At 57.3% G+C, this 16,445-nt stretch carries 14 protein-coding genes and 2 pseudogenes; 8 read left to right on the forward strand and 8 right to left on the reverse strand.

All coding sequences use genetic code 11. The features are described 5' to 3' along the window. Positions 1 to 147: 147 nt before the first annotated feature. The 3 genes from G3O06_RS13870 to G3O06_RS13880 all read left to right on the forward strand — a co-directional run bounded on the left by G3O06_RS13870 (position 148) and on the right by G3O06_RS13880 (position 3,986). Positions 148 to 1,710 carry a UDP-N-acetylglucosamine-peptide N-acetylglucosaminyltransferase gene (locus G3O06_RS13870; protein WP_205816378.1) on the forward strand — a complete coding sequence of 521 codons (1,563 nt, stop codon included), beginning with the start codon at positions 148 to 150 and terminating at the stop codon, positions 1,708 to 1,710. 25 nt (positions 1,711 to 1,735) lie between these two features. Next, entirely contained in the window at positions 1,736 to 2,485 is a 750-nt protein-coding gene (locus G3O06_RS13875; RefSeq protein WP_205816379.1) for a class I SAM-dependent methyltransferase, read from the forward strand. 169 nt (positions 2,486 to 2,654) lie between these two features. After that, positions 2,655 to 3,986 (forward strand): hypothetical protein, encoded by a 1,332-nt coding sequence (locus G3O06_RS13880; protein ID WP_205816380.1) that lies wholly within the window; start codon positions 2,655 to 2,657, stop codon positions 3,984 to 3,986. Between the two features lie 556 nt (positions 3,987 to 4,542). Here G3O06_RS13880 and G3O06_RS13885 read toward each other — a convergent pair. Next, positions 4,543 to 4,971, reverse strand: a complete 429-nt coding sequence (locus tag G3O06_RS13885; protein WP_205816381.1) for a hypothetical protein — start codon at positions 4,969 to 4,971, stop codon at positions 4,543 to 4,545. Position 4,972: 1 nt separating this feature from the next. On the opposite strand from G3O06_RS13885, the gene G3O06_RS13890 reads away from it, so the two are divergent. After that, on the forward strand, positions 4,973 to 5,683 hold the full coding sequence (locus G3O06_RS13890) for a DUF5672 family protein (RefSeq protein ID WP_346779515.1): 711 nt from the start codon (positions 4,973 to 4,975) through the stop codon (positions 5,681 to 5,683). A 2-nt stretch (positions 5,684 to 5,685) separates the two neighbouring features. After that, complete coding sequence (locus tag G3O06_RS13895) at positions 5,686 to 5,889, forward strand: hypothetical protein (RefSeq protein ID WP_205816383.1); 204 nt, start codon at positions 5,686 to 5,688, stop codon at positions 5,887 to 5,889. Here the strand turns inward: G3O06_RS13895 and G3O06_RS49030 are convergent. From G3O06_RS49030 to G3O06_RS49035, 3 genes and pseudogenes are all read right to left on the reverse strand, one after another. Continuing rightward, a pseudogene (locus G3O06_RS49030) lies at positions 5,850 to 6,111 on the reverse strand (IS5/IS1182 family transposase); the annotation flags it as partial. The gene G3O06_RS13895 and the pseudogene G3O06_RS49030 overlap by 40 nt on opposite strands. A gap of 105 nt (positions 6,112 to 6,216) precedes the next feature. Further along, positions 6,217 to 7,344 carry a DUF2827 family protein gene (locus G3O06_RS13900; protein ID WP_205816384.1) on the reverse strand — a complete coding sequence of 376 codons (1,128 nt, stop codon included), beginning with the start codon at positions 7,342 to 7,344 and terminating at the stop codon, positions 6,217 to 6,219. A 622-nt stretch (positions 7,345 to 7,966) separates the two neighbouring features. Continuing rightward, positions 7,967 to 8,134: pseudogene (locus tag G3O06_RS49035) on the reverse strand (IS3 family transposase); the annotation flags it as partial. Between the two features lie 289 nt (positions 8,135 to 8,423). Here G3O06_RS49035 and G3O06_RS13905 point away from each other — a divergent pair. The 3 genes from G3O06_RS13905 (at position 8,424) to G3O06_RS13915 (ending at position 12,155) form a co-directional block, all read left to right on the forward strand. Next, entirely contained in the window at positions 8,424 to 9,863 is a 1,440-nt protein-coding gene (locus G3O06_RS13905; protein ID WP_205816385.1) for an APC family permease, read from the forward strand. Between the two features lie 20 nt (positions 9,864 to 9,883). After that, on the forward strand, positions 9,884 to 10,588 hold the full coding sequence (locus G3O06_RS13910; protein WP_205816386.1) for a LuxR C-terminal-related transcriptional regulator: 705 nt from the start codon (positions 9,884 to 9,886) through the stop codon (positions 10,586 to 10,588). Between the two features lie 334 nt (positions 10,589 to 10,922). Continuing rightward, entirely contained in the window at positions 10,923 to 12,155 is a 1,233-nt protein-coding gene (locus G3O06_RS13915) for a porin (protein WP_205816387.1), read from the forward strand. 69 nt (positions 12,156 to 12,224) lie between these two features. On the opposite strand, the gene G3O06_RS13920 is transcribed toward G3O06_RS13915, so the two are convergent. The 4 genes from G3O06_RS13920 to G3O06_RS13935 form a co-directional block, all read right to left on the reverse strand. Further along, a complete protein-coding gene (locus G3O06_RS13920; protein WP_205816388.1) occupies positions 12,225 to 13,712 on the reverse strand; it encodes an aldehyde dehydrogenase family protein in 1,488 nt (495 codons plus the stop codon). Between the two features lie 51 nt (positions 13,713 to 13,763). Beyond that, positions 13,764 to 14,132: a cupin domain-containing protein gene (locus tag G3O06_RS13925; protein ID WP_205816389.1), complete on the reverse strand. Its 369-nt coding sequence runs from the start codon at positions 14,130 to 14,132 to the stop codon at positions 13,764 to 13,766. 34 nt (positions 14,133 to 14,166) lie between these two features. Further along, positions 14,167 to 15,468, reverse strand: coding sequence for an FAD-binding oxidoreductase (locus G3O06_RS13930; protein ID WP_205816390.1), 1,302 nt, complete (start codon positions 15,466 to 15,468; stop codon positions 14,167 to 14,169). An 81-nt stretch (positions 15,469 to 15,549) separates the two neighbouring features. Beyond that, entirely contained in the window at positions 15,550 to 16,368 is an 819-nt protein-coding gene (locus G3O06_RS13935) for a molybdenum cofactor biosynthesis F family protein (protein WP_205816391.1), read from the reverse strand. Between the last annotated feature and the right edge of the window lie 77 nt (positions 16,369 to 16,445).

A 16,445-nucleotide genomic window follows, 5' to 3' on the forward strand; every position in this document is an offset into this window, starting at 1 on the left:
GCGGCCATGGGAAGCACCAACGTTGACGAAATGAATAAGTTGAGAGGGGGGGCTCGTGCAGACGACATACCGGCGCTATGAGACGCAAAACACCGGGTCTGCCTCCCGCAACGATCGGGTCGCATGGGGCGATACGGTCGACTTATTATGAGCTTCGATATGTTGCTGAATCGATCGGACCCCACGTTCTGCGCAGTGGGCGAACTAGGAAGGCTTGACGAGAACGTGGATTCCATATTCGGAGCCGCCCGGACCCATCACGTGAGACGGGAGTTCGAGGCCGCCAGAAAACTCTACGCGCAAATCGGTGAACGCCAACCGTTCGATTTCAATGCAGCGCTCCAGGAATTGAGTTGCGCGATTGAAGTCTGCGACTGGCGGCGCTATGATCATCTGCAGCGTGTCGTCCACGGGATGGCACACTTCAATACAGGATGGGCGCTAGGGGAAACCAGCCTGGCCTCGCCCTACTTCGATGCGGCGATTCAGCGTGCATGTGCCGAACGTCATGCGCGCTTCGTATTGGACACGATAGGCGTCACCCGATTGCCCAACACGGCAAGCATGCTGCGCACGCCAACAGCGAGGCGTCTTCGCATCGGTTTTTTGGGCGAAGATTTCTATTCTCAGGCGACCGCTTATCTGATGGCTGGGGTGATCGAGGCTCATGACAGAGATCGCTTCGAGTACATTGCGTGGGATATGCATCCAGAACCGCCCAATGACGCGATGCGAGCGCGCCTCACTCGCGCTTTCGATCGCTTCGTGGCGGTGGGCGATATGGATAGTCGAGCAATTGCTACCCTGATTGCGAACGAGTCTCTCGATATTCTCGTCTATATTCAGGCACCTACCAACCGTGGCGTCGAGGTTCTCGCTCATCGCGTTGCGTCGGTTCAGATCGCGTGGCTCTACTACCCGGGTCCCATCGCTGCTCCGCTCGTCGACGTTCTTATCGCGGATGCAATCGTGATTCCACCGCACCTGGAGCACCACTATCCGTGCCGCGTACTCAGATTATCGGGTTGCTATCAACCTAACGATCATCGACGCCCACTTCCCGATACTGCATCGCGTGCGGACTTCGGCATTCCAGACGATGCCTTTGTGCTAGCGAACTTCGGCCAGTCCTATAAGATTACTCCACAGGTGTTCGACATCTGGTGTGCGCTGCTGCGCCGCTATCCGCAATGCGTGCTGTGGCTACTCGCCGCGCATGCGGAGGTTCGCACGAACCTGAGACTCGAGGCTGGCATCCGAGGTGTCGATCCAGCGCGTCTGCATTTTGCCAGCCCTGACGTCGCAGGGGTGCATCTTGCTCGCCTTTCGTTATCCGACGTTGTGGCTGATACTTGGCCCTATGGCGGCCATACGTTGACGAGCGACGCATTGTGGGCCGGTACCCCCGTCGTGACTTGTGCCGGGGAAACCTTTGCGTCACGCGTTGCGGCTTCGCTATTGCATGATATCGGTTTGCCGGATCTTGTTGCATATGATCCGACATCCTATGAAACCTGCCTGGCAGGTCTAATCGAAGCACCTCGTCGTGCGCGCGAACTAACTGCGTGGTTGACATCGAGCCGCGATCGGCACGCGCTGTTTGACAGTACCGACTACGCGCGTCGACTCGAGGAACTCTGGACCTTGGTGGTCGGAGACATGGCGTCGGTTGGTACGCTGGGTCCGCCGTCGGCGGAGACGCTCGAGTGATAGTGAATGGCGTGTGACGAATCTTGTGTCCGACGCATCGGCCGTGCGATCCAAAAATATTATTTTCAAAGCTGGTTTATACAGGGTAGATATGTCGGGTAACTCTTGCAGCGTGTTCAACGAATTGTATGTGGAAATGGTGAAGAAGATCGGGCCGCGATCCATTCTCGACATTGGTGCCGGCCAAGGAAAATATGCGGATCTTACGCGTCAGGCCGGCATTGATGCGCATGTCACAGCGACCGAGATCGTCCAGCACTACGTCGCCGATTACGGATTGCGCGAGAAATATGATGATGTTCTGGTTATGGATGCAGCGGATATGGTTGCCGATCCTGTCTATAGAAATCGACTCTATGATCTTGCCATAATTGGAGATTGTATCGAGCACATCCCAAAGTCTCGCGCATTGGATCTGCTGAATTTTTTGACGTATCGATGCGCGTATATCGTGGTGATCGCGCCGGAATTTCTGTATTACGACGTGAGCGACATGGAGCATTCGGAGGCCCACATATCTGTGTGGTCCGAACACGATTTCGGATGGCACGATCGATGGGCGTTCATGCGCAGCGAATTCATGCAGATCTTCATCATGAGAGGCTATCAGCCTTATTCCATTTCCCTCGAGGGGCTGATTGGGAGCATTAACACCAGGTCTGTTCCCGTTCTCAGGCAGGACGGTAGTGCGCTGAAGCCGGCGCACCTGGAGGTGCGGATTCGGCAGAGTATTGAGTTAGGTGATGGTACTCCTTATACATTCCGACACGGATGACTGAGAAACAATAGGGGCAGGGTTGTCTCGGTTACGTTTTCGGCGCTGAATAGTTAGTTTCTTGAGTTACTCGAAGCAACGCTCCAGGCAGACCGTCGCGCGATCATCCGGATTTATCGTGTGGATCTGCTAGATCGGGGCGGCATTTATTATCCTTCTGCGCACTACGATGACAACTCTTTGCCTGAGTATTCTCGAACATAATGAACCAGAGGTGATCAATAATCATCGGCACTACTGTTCGCGGATGGGGTATGAGCACGCGGAGGTGTCGACTGTTGGTCTTCAGAGTGCCGCACATCGGGTTCTCTATAAATATGAGCTGATTCTGCATTATCTTCGGAGACTGCCGGAGCAGGCGCTTCTAGTATGTGCGTCGGAAGATTGTGTATTTTTTGGCATGTATCCTGTCGAAAACATGGCCGAGGGACGCGATCATCTCCTGATGAGTATTGATGGAGAAGGCTACGACAGACAGGTTGCCGTCCAGGTCTGGCGCAACACGGCGACGATACGCGCGATGATCTCCGGTTTCATCTCACGGGCCAAAGTAACTGCAGGGCTTGCTGACGAACGGGAACTCCATACAGAATTGGAGTATGTGCCTCCGTACATGCAACTCGCTGGAAATTATTGTGCCATAATATGCAACGTGCGACGTCAGCCATCGTGGGCGCAATATGCGAACATATGGGTACTCGTGCTGTCTGATGTTGCTCTATACTGCGGAACGCATCCGCGCTTTCGTGCAGCGCTATTCGAGCACGTAAACGACTGGCAGCAAAAGAGTGTGCCCCTGATGGAGTTTCCGGAGCCGATTGACGTTGGTCGGGGTGATTTCAGCGTTTACAACCCCGGGCGAGCGTTGGCAATCGTCATGTACTACACGCCGAACATCCGCAAGTATGGTGCGATTGCGGAAGTCAATTTTTTGCGCTATTGCAGACGAAACAACTATACGCTTTATGTGTATCGCGTCACACCTGCTGAAGCTGAACCAGGCGTAACAGGTGCATGGCTTAAACCCTGGTTAATAAGAAAGCACCTGTGTTGTCATGAATGGATGATGTGGATCGACTCGGACATTCTTTTTGTCGATCAACAAAAGAAAATCGAACCGCTTCTGAAGAATCGAGACATCGTTGTTGCTCACGACATCGGGCCCTGGGTCGTCAATAGCGGCGTACTCGGGTTTCGCCAGACAAGCGGGAACATCGAGTTGCTAAATGAAATCCTTGATGCTATCCAGACGGTGCCGGACAAATCGAGCACATACGCGAGCGGTGGGGATCAAACGATCATCGCCGATCTCCTTACGTGCCGGCTGGACTGGGATCTTGACGCTGGACAGGACTTGATCGGTTTGAATACGCCATGGTTCTTCCACAACGATTCCAGCCTGATGGCTCATTTCTTCGGCATGACCACTGAGGTCCGTGCCATGCTGATGCTCGCTCAGGAGCGGTCGAATATGCAGTCCAGTGTGCTGAGACGTGCCTAATAACCTTTAACAAGATGAACAATTAGGCTGCTTACGCTTGATGAATCGTGTTAGCCTTTTCATCGTTTTGACAAAAAAGCGCATGGTCAAATCGTGTATTTGACGACGAATGCTGGGCATTTATCGACCGATGTTCGCTCCTTCCCCCGGAGCCACGGCGACTTCGTGATCGCAGGCGCACCGTTGGAAAGTCGTGGGGCTTTCCGGCATTCTTCTTGTCGCGAACTGGGACCCGTTGATACTTTCTCCCCGAACTCTTGAACCTACTCGCGGATTTTCGCTTCACAAGATCCTTTCGGCTCTCGAATTGTGCGGCTGCTATGCACTGGACGTCGAAGAACTGGAGTGGGTTTGTCGCAACGCGCGTGGCAAATCTTCGAGATTGGGCCTACTGGTCCTACAGAAGATTCTCGGGCAGATGCGCTACTTTTCCTGCCTCGACGTCATTTCTAAAGCCGTCGTTGAGCCCAAGCGAATGGGTCGACATTGACGCGGAAAACGAATTCGGCCGAGACCGTGCCAAGTCACCTGCGCTATTCCGTCATTACGTGGCAACTCAAGAGTTTCTCGACGTCCGGTTTGCGGTACCGATACCAATCAAATTGCGGTAAGTGCAGAGTACGACGATGCCGAAACGATGGGGCAGCCGGTGTACCTTACCAATGTCGCCCTCGATAGCGGTCAACGAGGAACTGAAAGATTGGATGCCGGTATTCGACAGGATGGTCTTTACCTCGCGTACGCTGCAGGATTTTTGATTCCAGAAGGACACCTGCCATGTAGTCAGCCATGTATCAACCAGCTCGATGATTCGAATAACAGTGAACAGCGATCCGGTCGTGGATCTGCGCAATGCGACGCTATGTGCGGCCGACTCGATCCATCCGGCGCTCGCCGCGCGTGCGCTAGACATATCGGCAGCATAATGTAGCTTCGCCGATGCGATCCTCTTCACCCGCGAGACGGTGCCGACCAGGGCACGCACCGTGCTGATTCCCTGTCTGCAGTCACGAGCGGACTATTCCGCGTTCATGGTCAAACATTTGCTGGACCATATGGTTACGCCTTGGGTTCTTGTCGTCCAGTGGGGCGGCTATGTAGTGGACACCGCGGTGTGGAGTGAGACGTTTTTCGACTATGACTATATCGGCGCGAGCTGGCCATTTCATCGAGACGGCATGAATGTCGGAAACGGAGGATTTTCCTTGCGATCGACAAAGCTGCTGCGGGCGCTTGACGATGAGCGGATTGAGCTTCTTGACGGGATGAACGAAGATGACCTGATCTGCCGGATGTATCGACCGCGGCCTTCATCGGAGTTCGGTATTCGCTTTGTGCGCCCTGAGATTGCGGATCGCTTCGCCTATGAACGTGCTCGCCCCGACGGACCAACATTCGGATTTGACGCGGCGTTCAATTTGTGGAGACATGTCGACGACGACACGATGATGGACATTGTCCGCGCGCTCGACGTCCGCTCGTTCACGTCCAGCGAGGTGATGCAATTGCTGATGGCTTACTACGATCTGAGCCAATTCGCTTGCGTGAAGGTGATGTACGAACGCTACCGGCGAATCTGGTATGCGCAGCAAATTTTACATAATATGATCGCTACCGGTGTGCGAAGCCATGCGGTGGTTCAGTACATCGACGACTGTGAAAGGGCGGTTAAAAGAAAAGACAGCGAACTATTTTGAACGTGAAGACGACCATTGAGCTGCAACAGAAACTGGACTTCGTGACGGCACGTGGTGAACGCAATCCGGATGATCTTTCAAGCGTGCGCGACGTCGGTGTGGCGGTTAGCGCGCAAAGGCGACGTGTTGTCCACCTGCCTTACAAGGCGTTCTTCAGTTTCCGCTATCAGCTGATGTTGCCGGCGATGTTCGCGAAGACTTCGTGAATGAGTGCCAGACGTTCGAGGTGGATACTCCGCCGTCGAAAGTTCTGGGGCCGTGAAATGGTGTGTTCGACTACTCAACGTGTCTTTCCCAATCGTCTGCCATGTGGCTCGCCGCGTCGGGAATTTTCAGTCACGCTGCCGGCAGCGTGTAGCGGACGGGTGGTATTTGTCGTGACCGTAAGCGCTGTCGCCCTCAACAATGCGTGGCTTCGAAAGCGGACGGTCGCACTTGCGAGCAATGTTCGGCAACAAAGTTGTCGAGCGTCGAAGTCGCGAAGCAGCACGAGGCGCGCTGCCAGAATAGGCGGTTGATTTACCCATCGAAGGCTAACGATTCCCGAACAGCTGTCCGATTTGTGCGGAGTACGCGCGCACGTTGTGTTCGGCGAGTGCATTGACGGAATGCAGGTAGCGGCGGGTTGCTGCTGCATAGTCGTTGAGGCGCAGGTCGTGCGTCCGCGCGGCGACCGCGATCGCGCGCGCCGCGTCGAATATCTCGAAGTCGCGGTAGTAGTAGCCGACGTCACGCAGGAACGGCGAATTGTGCACCAGCGGATAATTTCCATACAGCGCGTCGTACAGCAGGTAGTTCAGGCCGTTTTCCCAGTGGTGCGATACGACGATGTCGGTGTGATGCGCGGCCCACGCGACGAACGGTCCACGCATGTCGGCAGTCGCCTTGCCATCCCGCACGACCTCGAGGCCGAGCGCAAGATGCTTGAAAGCGACGTTTTCCTTCTTGTCGAACGTGTTGGTCATATACACGTGCTTGACGAGTTCGGGGTGCTCAACATAGCACGCGTTTGCCGCGAGCATCGGCACGATCGCGCTCTTCACGACGTTCAGGTTCGGTTCGAAGAATGCGATCCGCTTGGCCGGGCCGTGGTTGCGGTAGCCGAAACGCGCCTTCAGTTGGGGATCGGCGTCGAGGCTACGTTCGATGAAGTACGGTGACCAGATGTGCGGCAGCTCAATCACCGGCGCGCGATAGACGGCCTCGAAGTAGGCGGCGCATGTGTGCATGTGCTGCGGGTTGGTCCAGATCTGATCGAACTGTACGCGGTATGGATTTGGGCGCCAATTTCCTCTGTCGAAGTTGATCGTCTCGACTGCGACCACGTAGTCGTTGCCGAAGCGATAGGACACGCATTTCCCGCCTCGCCTGCGTATAGCATCCGTATGCGTGGAATCGACGAACGCATTCATCTCGATCAGCAGGTCGGTCTGATGGATGATCGCCGACAGCGGCCGCAGTGCGTTGCCGAACGCATCCATCATTAGCGCGGGAGGATATTCCGTGACACCATCATCGTGTGCGAGCCATACGTTGCCGATTAGCGGCGATTGCTTCAGCAGCATATATAGATACACGCAATGCTGATTCGCGCCGTTGCACCAGATCGACTGATTTGGGTCGCGTTGTACGTTCATCGTAATTGCGACATTTATTTTCATAGTGGTTCCAAAACGGTATCGGAGCGTCGTCGGCACGTAGCGACTGACATGGCGGTCGTCATCGTAGCATAGGTATTATGCCGCTCCGGCATGAGTCCAGGGAGCGCGGCGCTGCTGCAACGAATAGTTATTCAATTGATGCGAAACGTTAATCTGTCAGCTATCGGTATCTATCGCTGATGCGGAAGTTCTGCTTCTCCAACATCATGATGTTGTATCGACCGATCCAATCCGAACATCGCTAGCGTCTCGCGTCCGATGACGGCTAGCTACTCCAATGCTCGCAACAATATGGATGGCTCGCGCTGACCGAAGAAGGAGCAGGCTGGTGGGTGGGATATACTAGGAATCGTATATTTTTTAAAAACTGGTCGCACAAATTAAGTCTGAACAATGAGGAGTTTTGACGGAACTTGCGACCGTACCCCACAAAACCGTCCCATATGGAAGGGGAAAATTACGGTAGACGCTGTCGACTTTGGCTTGCCGCCGGAGAAAACAAGGGTAGGATCGTGGGTAGATAGCCATCTGCGATCGAGGGAGTCTTACTTGGCGGGCCTTAGCGAGCGGTGGTTGGCGTTGTTGCCTTCCGACAGTCGCATTTCCTTGACTTCGCGCTCCGTGCCTTGAGGCGCTCGCGCTCGTCTGTCGTAACGCCATCGCGCTTACCGTGGTCGACCTGGTCGCACTTGACCCACACGTGCAGTGTTTGCGGTGCGCAGTCGATCATCGGGGCGACCGATTCGATGGAAGCCCACATCGACGAATGTTCGCTATGCTGCTCGCGCATCAGGCGCACCGCACGCGTTCGGATTTGCGGGAAAACCCCGACTACTTCTATTCATGGCTTCATGCTCTAAAGAGTTGGAGCCTCCACAAAATCCGGGGCGGTTCACGGGTTGGTCGTCATTCGCTTTTTGGCCGCTCGCGCGCTGGCGAGGGCAGGCGGCGCAGGTTGGTGTATCGAAATTGAAAGAAAAAATCAGCCGAACGGTTGATTGTGCGCGGTGATTTGGTTTTGAAGAATTGTCCCAATCCGGCCTTGCTGAGAAGGTCGTGAATTCAGGAGACAGTCGAAAATGAATGGAAACATCCAAAGCAAACCAGCACTCAGGAAAAACGCACTCGGCATGTTGTCGATCGTATTTCTTGTTATTGCAACCAACGGCCCGTTGACCGCGCTTGTCGGCGTGATACCGGTCAGCATCAGTCTCGGCAACGGGATTGGCGTTCCCGGCACATTCGTATTCGCTGGCCTGATTTATCTGCTTTTCAGTGTCGGATACGCTGCCATGAGCCGTTACGTGAAAAACGCCGGGGCGTTCTATGCCTACATCGCGACGGGCCTTGGCCGGCCGGCAGGCGTCGGTGGCGCATTTCTCGCGCTGCTGGCCTACAACGCGATGCAACTTGCATGCTATGCGCTGGTCGGTTTCTTCATCAGTCAGTCCCTGGAAGCCCACCTTGCGGTGCATGCGCCATGGTGGGTCTCGGCCGCAGCCGTGGTGCTTGTCGTGCACTACTTTGGCTACCGCAACGTCGAATTCAGCGGCAAGTTTCTTTGTATCCTCATGGGATGCGAAATCGCCATCATCGTGATCTTCGATGCTGCGGTTGTTGGCCATGGAGGGCCCCAGGGATTCTCGCTGAGTTCGTTTGCCCCGTCGACAGTGTTCACGGCAGGGTTCGGACCGTCCCTGGTGTTCGTCGTCGGCTCGTACATGGGCTTCGAGACCACGGCGATCTACGCTGAAGAGGCGCGAGATCCGGCGCGCAGTATCCCGCGCGCAACGTACCTGGCGATCACCGCCATCATGTGCCTGTATGCCGTCTCAGTATGGATGATTATCACCGCCTACGGGCCAACCGACGCAATCGTGCAAGCCGGTAAGGATCCGGGCAACATGTGGTTCACGATGACGGGAAAGCTGGTGGGCGGATGGGCGGCCGATGTAATGGGCGTGCTGATGATCACGAGCCTGCTCGCCGCATTGATCAGCTTTCATAATACGATTTCCCGCTACTTCTTCTCGCTCGCGCGAGAGGGCGTGATCTGGCCCGTCCTGGCGCGTACCCATGCAACTCAGCAAACGCCTTATGTAGCCAGCGCGGTGCAGACGGCTTGTGCGCTGGTGGTACTGGCGGCTTGTGCTGTGAAGCATGTCGATCCGCTGATGGGCGTGCTCCCCTGGTCGAGCGTTGTGGCCTCGGTCGGCATCGTTGCGGTTCAGGGTTTTGCTTCATTGGCAGTGTTGGGATTTTTCTGGAAGAATAGCCGTGGCGTGTCGATCTGGCAGCGTCTCGTGGCGCCCGTGCTGGCGTCACTGGGGCTGTTTTTCTGTCTGTGGCAGATATTTGCGCATATCGACTTGCTCAGCGGCAGCGACTCGATCGTGGCGCGTATGGTGCCGTTCGCGACCCTGGCGGTTGCGGTCGTCGGTGCCGCCTTTGCGATGTGGCTCAGGTCGGCTCGCCCGGCGCTGTACGCGAATCTGGGGCGTTTATTGAGCGAGGTGTAGTCGAAATGCATGAGTGCGAGTTGACGAATGCGGAGCGGCGGAATCAGTTCTCGGCGGACTCGCGCTTTGTGGAAGAGACCCTTCATTTCGTGGCGCGGACGACCGGGGTCAGGACGGTGGCGTTCTATTTCGTCGACGACAATACCGGCTACTGCGATTTCCAGCGCCATGAGGTGCCCGAGACGTTCCATCGCCAATACGAAACCGGCATGTGCAAGTACGACCCGTTCGAGATTCATCGGGTCGCCCTGTCGGATTTGCGCAGTGCGAGGCTGACGCAGCGCGTCGGTCACTGTCCAGAGGATCAGCACTATGTTCGGTTCCTCCGCGCGCATGGTTATACGGATGTCGTGGAGATGTTGTTTCGGAATGAGCGACGCATGGTTGGCGGCATGTCGCTGCTGCTTCACGAGTGCGATGACGACGCGGCGATCCTGTCCGCGGTCGATGCGATGCAGCCGTACATCGAGTTCAATCTTTGCCGGGCGCGCAATCGTGGCACGCCGGCTCGCAAGCGGGAGGTGGCGCAAAGCTTCCTGTTGTCGTCGCGTGAATTCGATGTGGTCGACCTGATGATGCGGGGGACCACGAACAACGATATCGCGTCGAGCCTCAATATCAGCGTGGCTACAGTCAAGACCCATGTACTGAAGATCTTCCACAAGGTCGGTGTGTCGAATCGATCGACACTTGTGTCGAAATTGTCCGAGTACGGTTTCCATTGATCTTCGCTGCCGCGGCCGCTGCCGCCCGGCAGCAACATGCAAGTCATCAGTTACCGCACTCCATCATGCCGCTACGGTTGTATCGGCTTTCCGCTTTCGCGGTCTTCTCCGCGCCATTCCATTTAAGTGTTTACCCGTCCAGGTCGCGAAATCAACCAAACGGTTGATGTCGGCGTAGTGGATCGGCGCAGGACAATCGATTCGGCAGGACGATTATCCGTTCCGCTGAACCGGCGGCTAGCCGCGAGATAGTGCGGTTAATCCGCAAAGTCAGACAGGCGGGGCTGGCAGAAAGCTGTCAGGCACGCGCTAAAAAAGCTAAGGATTACTACTTATGAAAGCATGTCTTTTCGATCTGGCATGTCACGGAGGCAGAGGTGGGGCGATCGCGGTTGCGGCAATGCTTGCCTGCGGCAGTTCCTACGCGCAAAGCAACGTCGCGCTATACGGTGTGATAGACACCGGCATCACGTACGTCAACAATCAGCAGCAATCGGTGGCGGGTGGCGTCGCCGGAAAACAAGCGTGGAGCATGACAAGCGGAAACGTCGCCCCTACTACGCTCGGTTTCAAAGGTACCGAGAGCCTGGGAGGGGGATACAACGCTGTCTTCGACCTGAGGAACTATTTCCTCTCGAATAATGGTGCGCTGTTCGAGCAGAATGCATTGTTCGACGCGACGGCCATCGTCGGGATTCAATCGGACCGATGGGGTACGCTTACCTTGGGGCGACAGTTCGATTCGTATACCGATGCCTTGGGGCCGTTCGCGGTCAGCAATACTTGGGCGGGGCCTGCTGGCGCGCATTTCGGCGATATCGACAACCTCAACGCAGCCTTCAACGTCAACAATGCCGTGAAATACCTGAGCCCGAGCTTTTCCGGTCTGTCGTTTGGCGGTACGTTCAGCTTCGGCAATCAGGCCGGTGCGTTCGCGACAAACCGCGCGTGGGCGTTGGCGATCAACTATTCGAACGGTCCGTTCTCGGCCGCGGCCGGTTATCTGTCGATGCGCAATCCGCTGACAGCCGGGCTACGCGGAGAAGCTGCGTATATCGGCGAACTGAGTTGCGGGCAAAGTCCGTCAAGTTACTGCGGGATGCACGACAGCGACGAGCTGCGCACGTTCGGAGCGGGCGCCAGCTATGCGTTCGACAAGCTGACCCTGTCGGCCACAGTCACGCAGGCAAAGCTGCTGGGTAGCCGCTACCTGACGGCGATTGCGGGGCCGGTCAGCGATATTCGATTCGACACGGCCGAAGCCAGCGCGCTTTATAACGTGACGCCGGCGCTGCAGGCAGGCATCGCGTACAGCTACACGCTTGCGAAGATATCGGCCACCGATTCGCGGACCGATATTCACAAGGTGAGTGTGGCCGGCATCTACAGCCTGTCCAAGCGGACCGCACTGTACACGACGGTGAACTATGAAAAGATGGCCGGCGATGGTCTGGGCATCGACCCGCTGACCGGCGTGATGCGGAACTACGCACAGTTGGCCTATGTGGGTAGCGCAAATGCCTCGTCGCAAGTGGCCGTATCGGTCGGAATCAAGCACACGTTCTGATCGCGGCACGAATGCAAAGGGCCGGCGCCTCGCCGCGCCGGCCCTTGAATGGATGATGCCCGGTGTTCTTCAGTGCCGGATCATGACCGACTTCAGTTCCGTGTAGTCGTCGATGAAGGCCGAGCCGAACTCGCGGCCGACGCCTGATGCCTTGACGCCGCCGAAAGGCAGGGCAGGATCGAGGAACGTGTGCATGTTGACCCACACGGTACCTGCTTCGATTCGAGGAATCAGGTTCATCGCCTTGCTCAGATCGTTGGTCCACAGGCTCGCCGCCAACCCATACGGCGTGTCGTTGAACAGGTCCAAGAGTTCCGCCTCATCGTCATAGGCCAGGAATGTCGCGATCGGGCCGAAGGTTTCCTCGCTGAGCATCTTCGCGCGGCGATCGTTGACGAGGATTGCGGTGGGAGTCACGAAGTAGCCGGTGCGGTTAAGCGGTTGGCCGCCGAACGCGATCGTGCTGCCTTCGCTGCGCGCGAGATCGAAGAAGCCGACGATCTTGTCGAAGTGGGCGCGGTTCGAGAGCGGACCGAACTGGGTGCGTTCGTCCATCGGATCGCCGATTTGCAGGCTCGCCAGCGCATGCTTGAGCTTTTCGAGCACCTCGTCGAGGCGCGAGCGATGCAGGAAGAAACGCTCGCCGGCGGCACATACTTGCCCCTGGTGAACGAAGCCGGATTCGAGGATGCCGGCCACGGTCTTGTCGGCGTCGACGTCCTTCAGAAATCCGACGGCATTCTTGCCGCCGAGTTCGAGCGTCGCCCGCGTGAGCTTGGCGTCCATCGCACTGCGGCCGACTGCAATGCCGGTCGGCACCGAGCCGGTAAAGCTGACCTTGGCCGTCTCTTCGTGATCGATCAGCCAGCGCCCGGGATTGCCGCCGCCGCTGACGACGTTGAACGCCCCGGCCGGCGCACCGGCTTCGGTAGCCAGTTCGGCGATGCGCAGTAGTGTCAGCGGCGTGAACTGACTCGGCTTGATGATGACGGTGCAGCCGGTCGCCAGTGCAGACGCGAATTTCCAGACTGCGATCAGGATCGAGAAGTTCCACGGCACGATGCCGACCACCACACCAACCGGCTCGCGCCGAGTGAATGCGCTGTATCGCTCGCCGTTGAACGACGGCAGCGATGGGGTGATGGTTTCGCCGTGGATGCGCGTGGCGGCGCCGGCATAATGCTTTAGAAAGCCGATGGCTTGGTCGACTTCGAACGCGCGCGAAATCTGGATGATCTTCCCCGACTGCAGGGTTTCGATTTGCGCGAGTTCCTCGCGATGCTTCTCGAACAGATCAGCCAGTCGCAGCAGGACATTCGCCCGCTCGGCCGGCGTAGTTTGTCCCCAGGCTCCTTCGAACGCGGCGCGGCTGGATTCCACCGCTGCATTGACGTCGTCACGCGTCGCGTCGGCAACATCGGCGATTTCCTGTTCGTTCGAGGGGTTCACGACCGCAATGCGGTCACCTCGACTTTCGACTGCACGGCCGTGGATGTAGTGCCCGTGAGGGCGGGAAAGAAAGGCCTTGACTTCAGGCAGAATTGAAATCGCTGTCATGGAGAACCCATCGAAAATGGATGTTGAAGGGTGCGAAGAACCGGTGTGTCGTCAGGCAAACAGCAGGAAATGCTTCGTGTAGCCGTCGGTCAGTACTTCCCAGACAGTCGATGTGCCCTTCGTGACGAACCAGGAGTCGCCGGCCTTGAAGTGCCGGGTCTCGCCCGTCGATTCATCGGTGATACGCACTTCGCCATGCATGATCGTCGCCTGCTCCGAGAACGGGTAGACGAGGCGGTACTTGCCCTTGCTGGTGCCGAAATAACCTGCATTGACGGGGTCCGTGAAGGTGCCGTAGGTACTGTGTGCATACGCCTGCACGTCGCCGCCTTCGAGGATTTCGCCTCCGAGGGCCGTCAGACTGCCGAGCGAAGCGAGTTCGGCGATGGTTTTGCCTTGCTGAAGAGGAATCATGGACATGGTGTGCTCCTGAACGGGAAGGTTCGAGTGGCGCTCAACGGCGCCCGTGGAAATAGCCGGACGTCTGATGCGCGAGCTTGCCGAGGCTGACCAGCAGCGCGCGGAAATGATCCTTGCCGGGGATCGAGGTATGGCTGATCGAGCTCAGCAGGCGGTAGCGGTCGGAGCCGCCCATGATCCCTTCCGCCAGGATCTTGCAGAGCAGTTGGCTGGGCGTGACGCCGAATCCGGAGTAGCCCTGTACATAGAAGACATTGGGCCGGTCGACGAGCGTGCCGAGTTGCGGAAAGAGTTTCAGGCTGCAGGGCAGCGGGCCGCCCCACGCCATGTCGATCTTGACGTCGGTCAGGTACGGGAAGATCTGCAGCATGCGAGCCCGGCAGAAGGCATACAGGTCGCTCGGCATGTATTCGAGCAACTGGTGCGCGGTGCCGAACATCAGCCGGTTGTCGTTGGTGACGCGGAAATAATCGATGACGGGCCGGATATCGCTGTACGCACCACGGATCGGGCTGAGTTGCTCGATCAGCGCGGCCGGCAGCGGTTCGGTAACTGAATTGAACGCCCAGACATCGAGTGTCTTTCTATGCAGTTCGGGCTCGATGCGGTTGTTGAAGCCGTCCACGGCCCATACCAGTTGCTTCGCCCGAATGCTGCCCTTCGCTGTGCGGACATGGATGCGATCGCCATAGGTGACTTGCAGAGCGGGGCTGTGTTCGAAAATGCGCACACCGTAGCGCTCCGATACGACCTGGGCTTCGCCCAGCAGCAGGTTCAGCGAATGAACGTGGCCGCAGCCGTTATGAAGGAGTGCTGCATGATAGACGTCCGAGCCGATGATTTGCTTCACTTCGCTGCCTTCGAGGTAGCGGATTTCGTGCGGCGATCCCAGTGACGCAAATTCGGCTTGCCATTGCTGCAGCGTACGGGCCTGGCGCGCATTGAAGGCCAGATAACCATAACCGCTGCGAATGTCAGCCTGGATGCCGTACCTGGCGATACGCTCGCGCATGATCTGCGGCCCCAGATCGTTGAGTGCGAAGATCGCCTGCAGGCCGTCTTCACCTACGTCGCGCTTGATACCGTTCAGGTCGTGTCCGACTCCGACCATGACGTGGCCGCCGTTGCGGCCGGAGCCGCCGTAGCCGAGATGGCGGGCTTCCAGCACGACCGTATTCGTGAGCCCGTGCTCGGCCAGTTCGAGCGCCGTGTGGATACCCGAGAACCCGCCGCCGATGATGACCACATCGGTTTCCAGATCGGCTTCCAGCGACCGGAAGCTCAAAGCGTACTTGGTGGTTGCGGTGTAGTAGGTCGCGGTTTCGTCTACATGCATTGTATGGGTTGTTTGCTTTGCGTTAGCGGGCGGGTGAACCGGTCCATTGATTCACGAGGGGCCGCTGCCGGTTTCCGAGTCTCACTCCGCGAACGTGGCCGGATAGGCCGTGTCGTTGAGGACGGTCGCTTTCGAGCCGAACGTGAGGTGGACCATCCGGTTCGGCTTCGGATCCCAGCAAAAGAACCGGCCGGTGGAACGCATGCGTTGGAGATCGATCACCACGATCGATTCCACCGGCATGATGGTTTCTGTCCAGAACAGGATGTGGAGGTCCGGTGCGACATCGAAGTACGCGCACTTCTCGACGTCTGCCACACCGACTTCGGCGCCGTTGACGCAATGCCAGGCCATCACCTCGCGGCCGAAATAGACGTGTTCGTACCAGTCGTCCGAACTGTAGCGATAGAGCACGCGTTTGCCGACCAGGGAAGAGGACTGGCGAATAGGCGCGTCGCCGGGTTTTCCGTCGACAGTCGCGGTTTGATAGGTGGTGGTGGTGCGTTTCTCGCCGTTCCGATCGACAAAGCCCGAGACGGCGGCGAACAGGTTGCCGCTCTCAAGCTTCCAGACGAGGGTCACGCTTTCGTCGAATCCGTCCTTGAAGAATTCGACGAACACCACGCCCGGGCGGATTTCCATGGCTTCGTACGCATGCGTGCCGCTCGCCCCCGCGCCTTCGCCTTCGAGCAGCTTCCACGAGAGCGTATTTTCGTCAAGGAAGTGGTGCTCGATGAGCCAACCATTGTCGAAGCGGAACACCTCGCGTACGCCTGCCAGAACCGAGGTGCGCGGATACTTGTGTTCCGCGAAGCCGTCGGCCATTTGTTCGAGCGTCGGCCATTGCTCGACGGGAACGAACTGATGGTTCTCGATGGCTTGGGTAATGCTGTAATCCATGACGGTGTCTCCTTGGAGTAGAAATCGCTGCACTTGCCTGTTCGATCGCACAATCGATCCCGCTACGGGAAACGGTT

The organism is Burkholderia sp. Ac-20345 (genome assembly GCF_017104825.1).
GTDB classification, from domain to species: Bacteria; Pseudomonadota; Gammaproteobacteria; order Burkholderiales; family Burkholderiaceae; genus Burkholderia; species Burkholderia lata_B.

Excerpts from the sequence above, each read along its gene's own strand:
- G3O06_RS13870 (WP_205816378.1), top strand. The coding sequence starts at position 148 with ATGAGCTTCGATATGTTGCTGAATCGATCGGACCCCACGTTCTGCGCA.
- G3O06_RS13880 (WP_205816380.1), top strand. The coding sequence starts at position 2,655 with ATGACAACTCTTTGCCTGAGTATTCTCGAACATAATGAACCAGAGGTG.
- G3O06_RS13900 (WP_205816384.1), bottom strand. The coding sequence starts at position 7,344 with ATGAAAATAAATGTCGCAATTACGATGAACGTACAACGCGACCCAAAT.
- G3O06_RS13905 (WP_205816385.1), top strand. The coding sequence starts at position 8,424 with ATGAATGGAAACATCCAAAGCAAACCAGCACTCAGGAAAAACGCACTC.
- G3O06_RS13915 (WP_205816387.1), top strand. The coding sequence starts at position 10,923 with ATGAAAGCATGTCTTTTCGATCTGGCATGTCACGGAGGCAGAGGTGGG.
- G3O06_RS13920 (WP_205816388.1), bottom strand. The coding sequence starts at position 13,712 with ATGACAGCGATTTCAATTCTGCCTGAAGTCAAGGCCTTTCTTTCCCGC.
- G3O06_RS13925 (WP_205816389.1), bottom strand. The coding sequence starts at position 14,132 with ATGTCCATGATTCCTCTTCAGCAAGGCAAAACCATCGCCGAACTCGCT.
- G3O06_RS13930 (WP_205816390.1), bottom strand. The coding sequence starts at position 15,468 with ATGCATGTAGACGAAACCGCGACCTACTACACCGCAACCACCAAGTAC.
- G3O06_RS13935 (WP_205816391.1), bottom strand. The coding sequence starts at position 16,368 with ATGGATTACAGCATTACCCAAGCCATCGAGAACCATCAGTTCGTTCCC.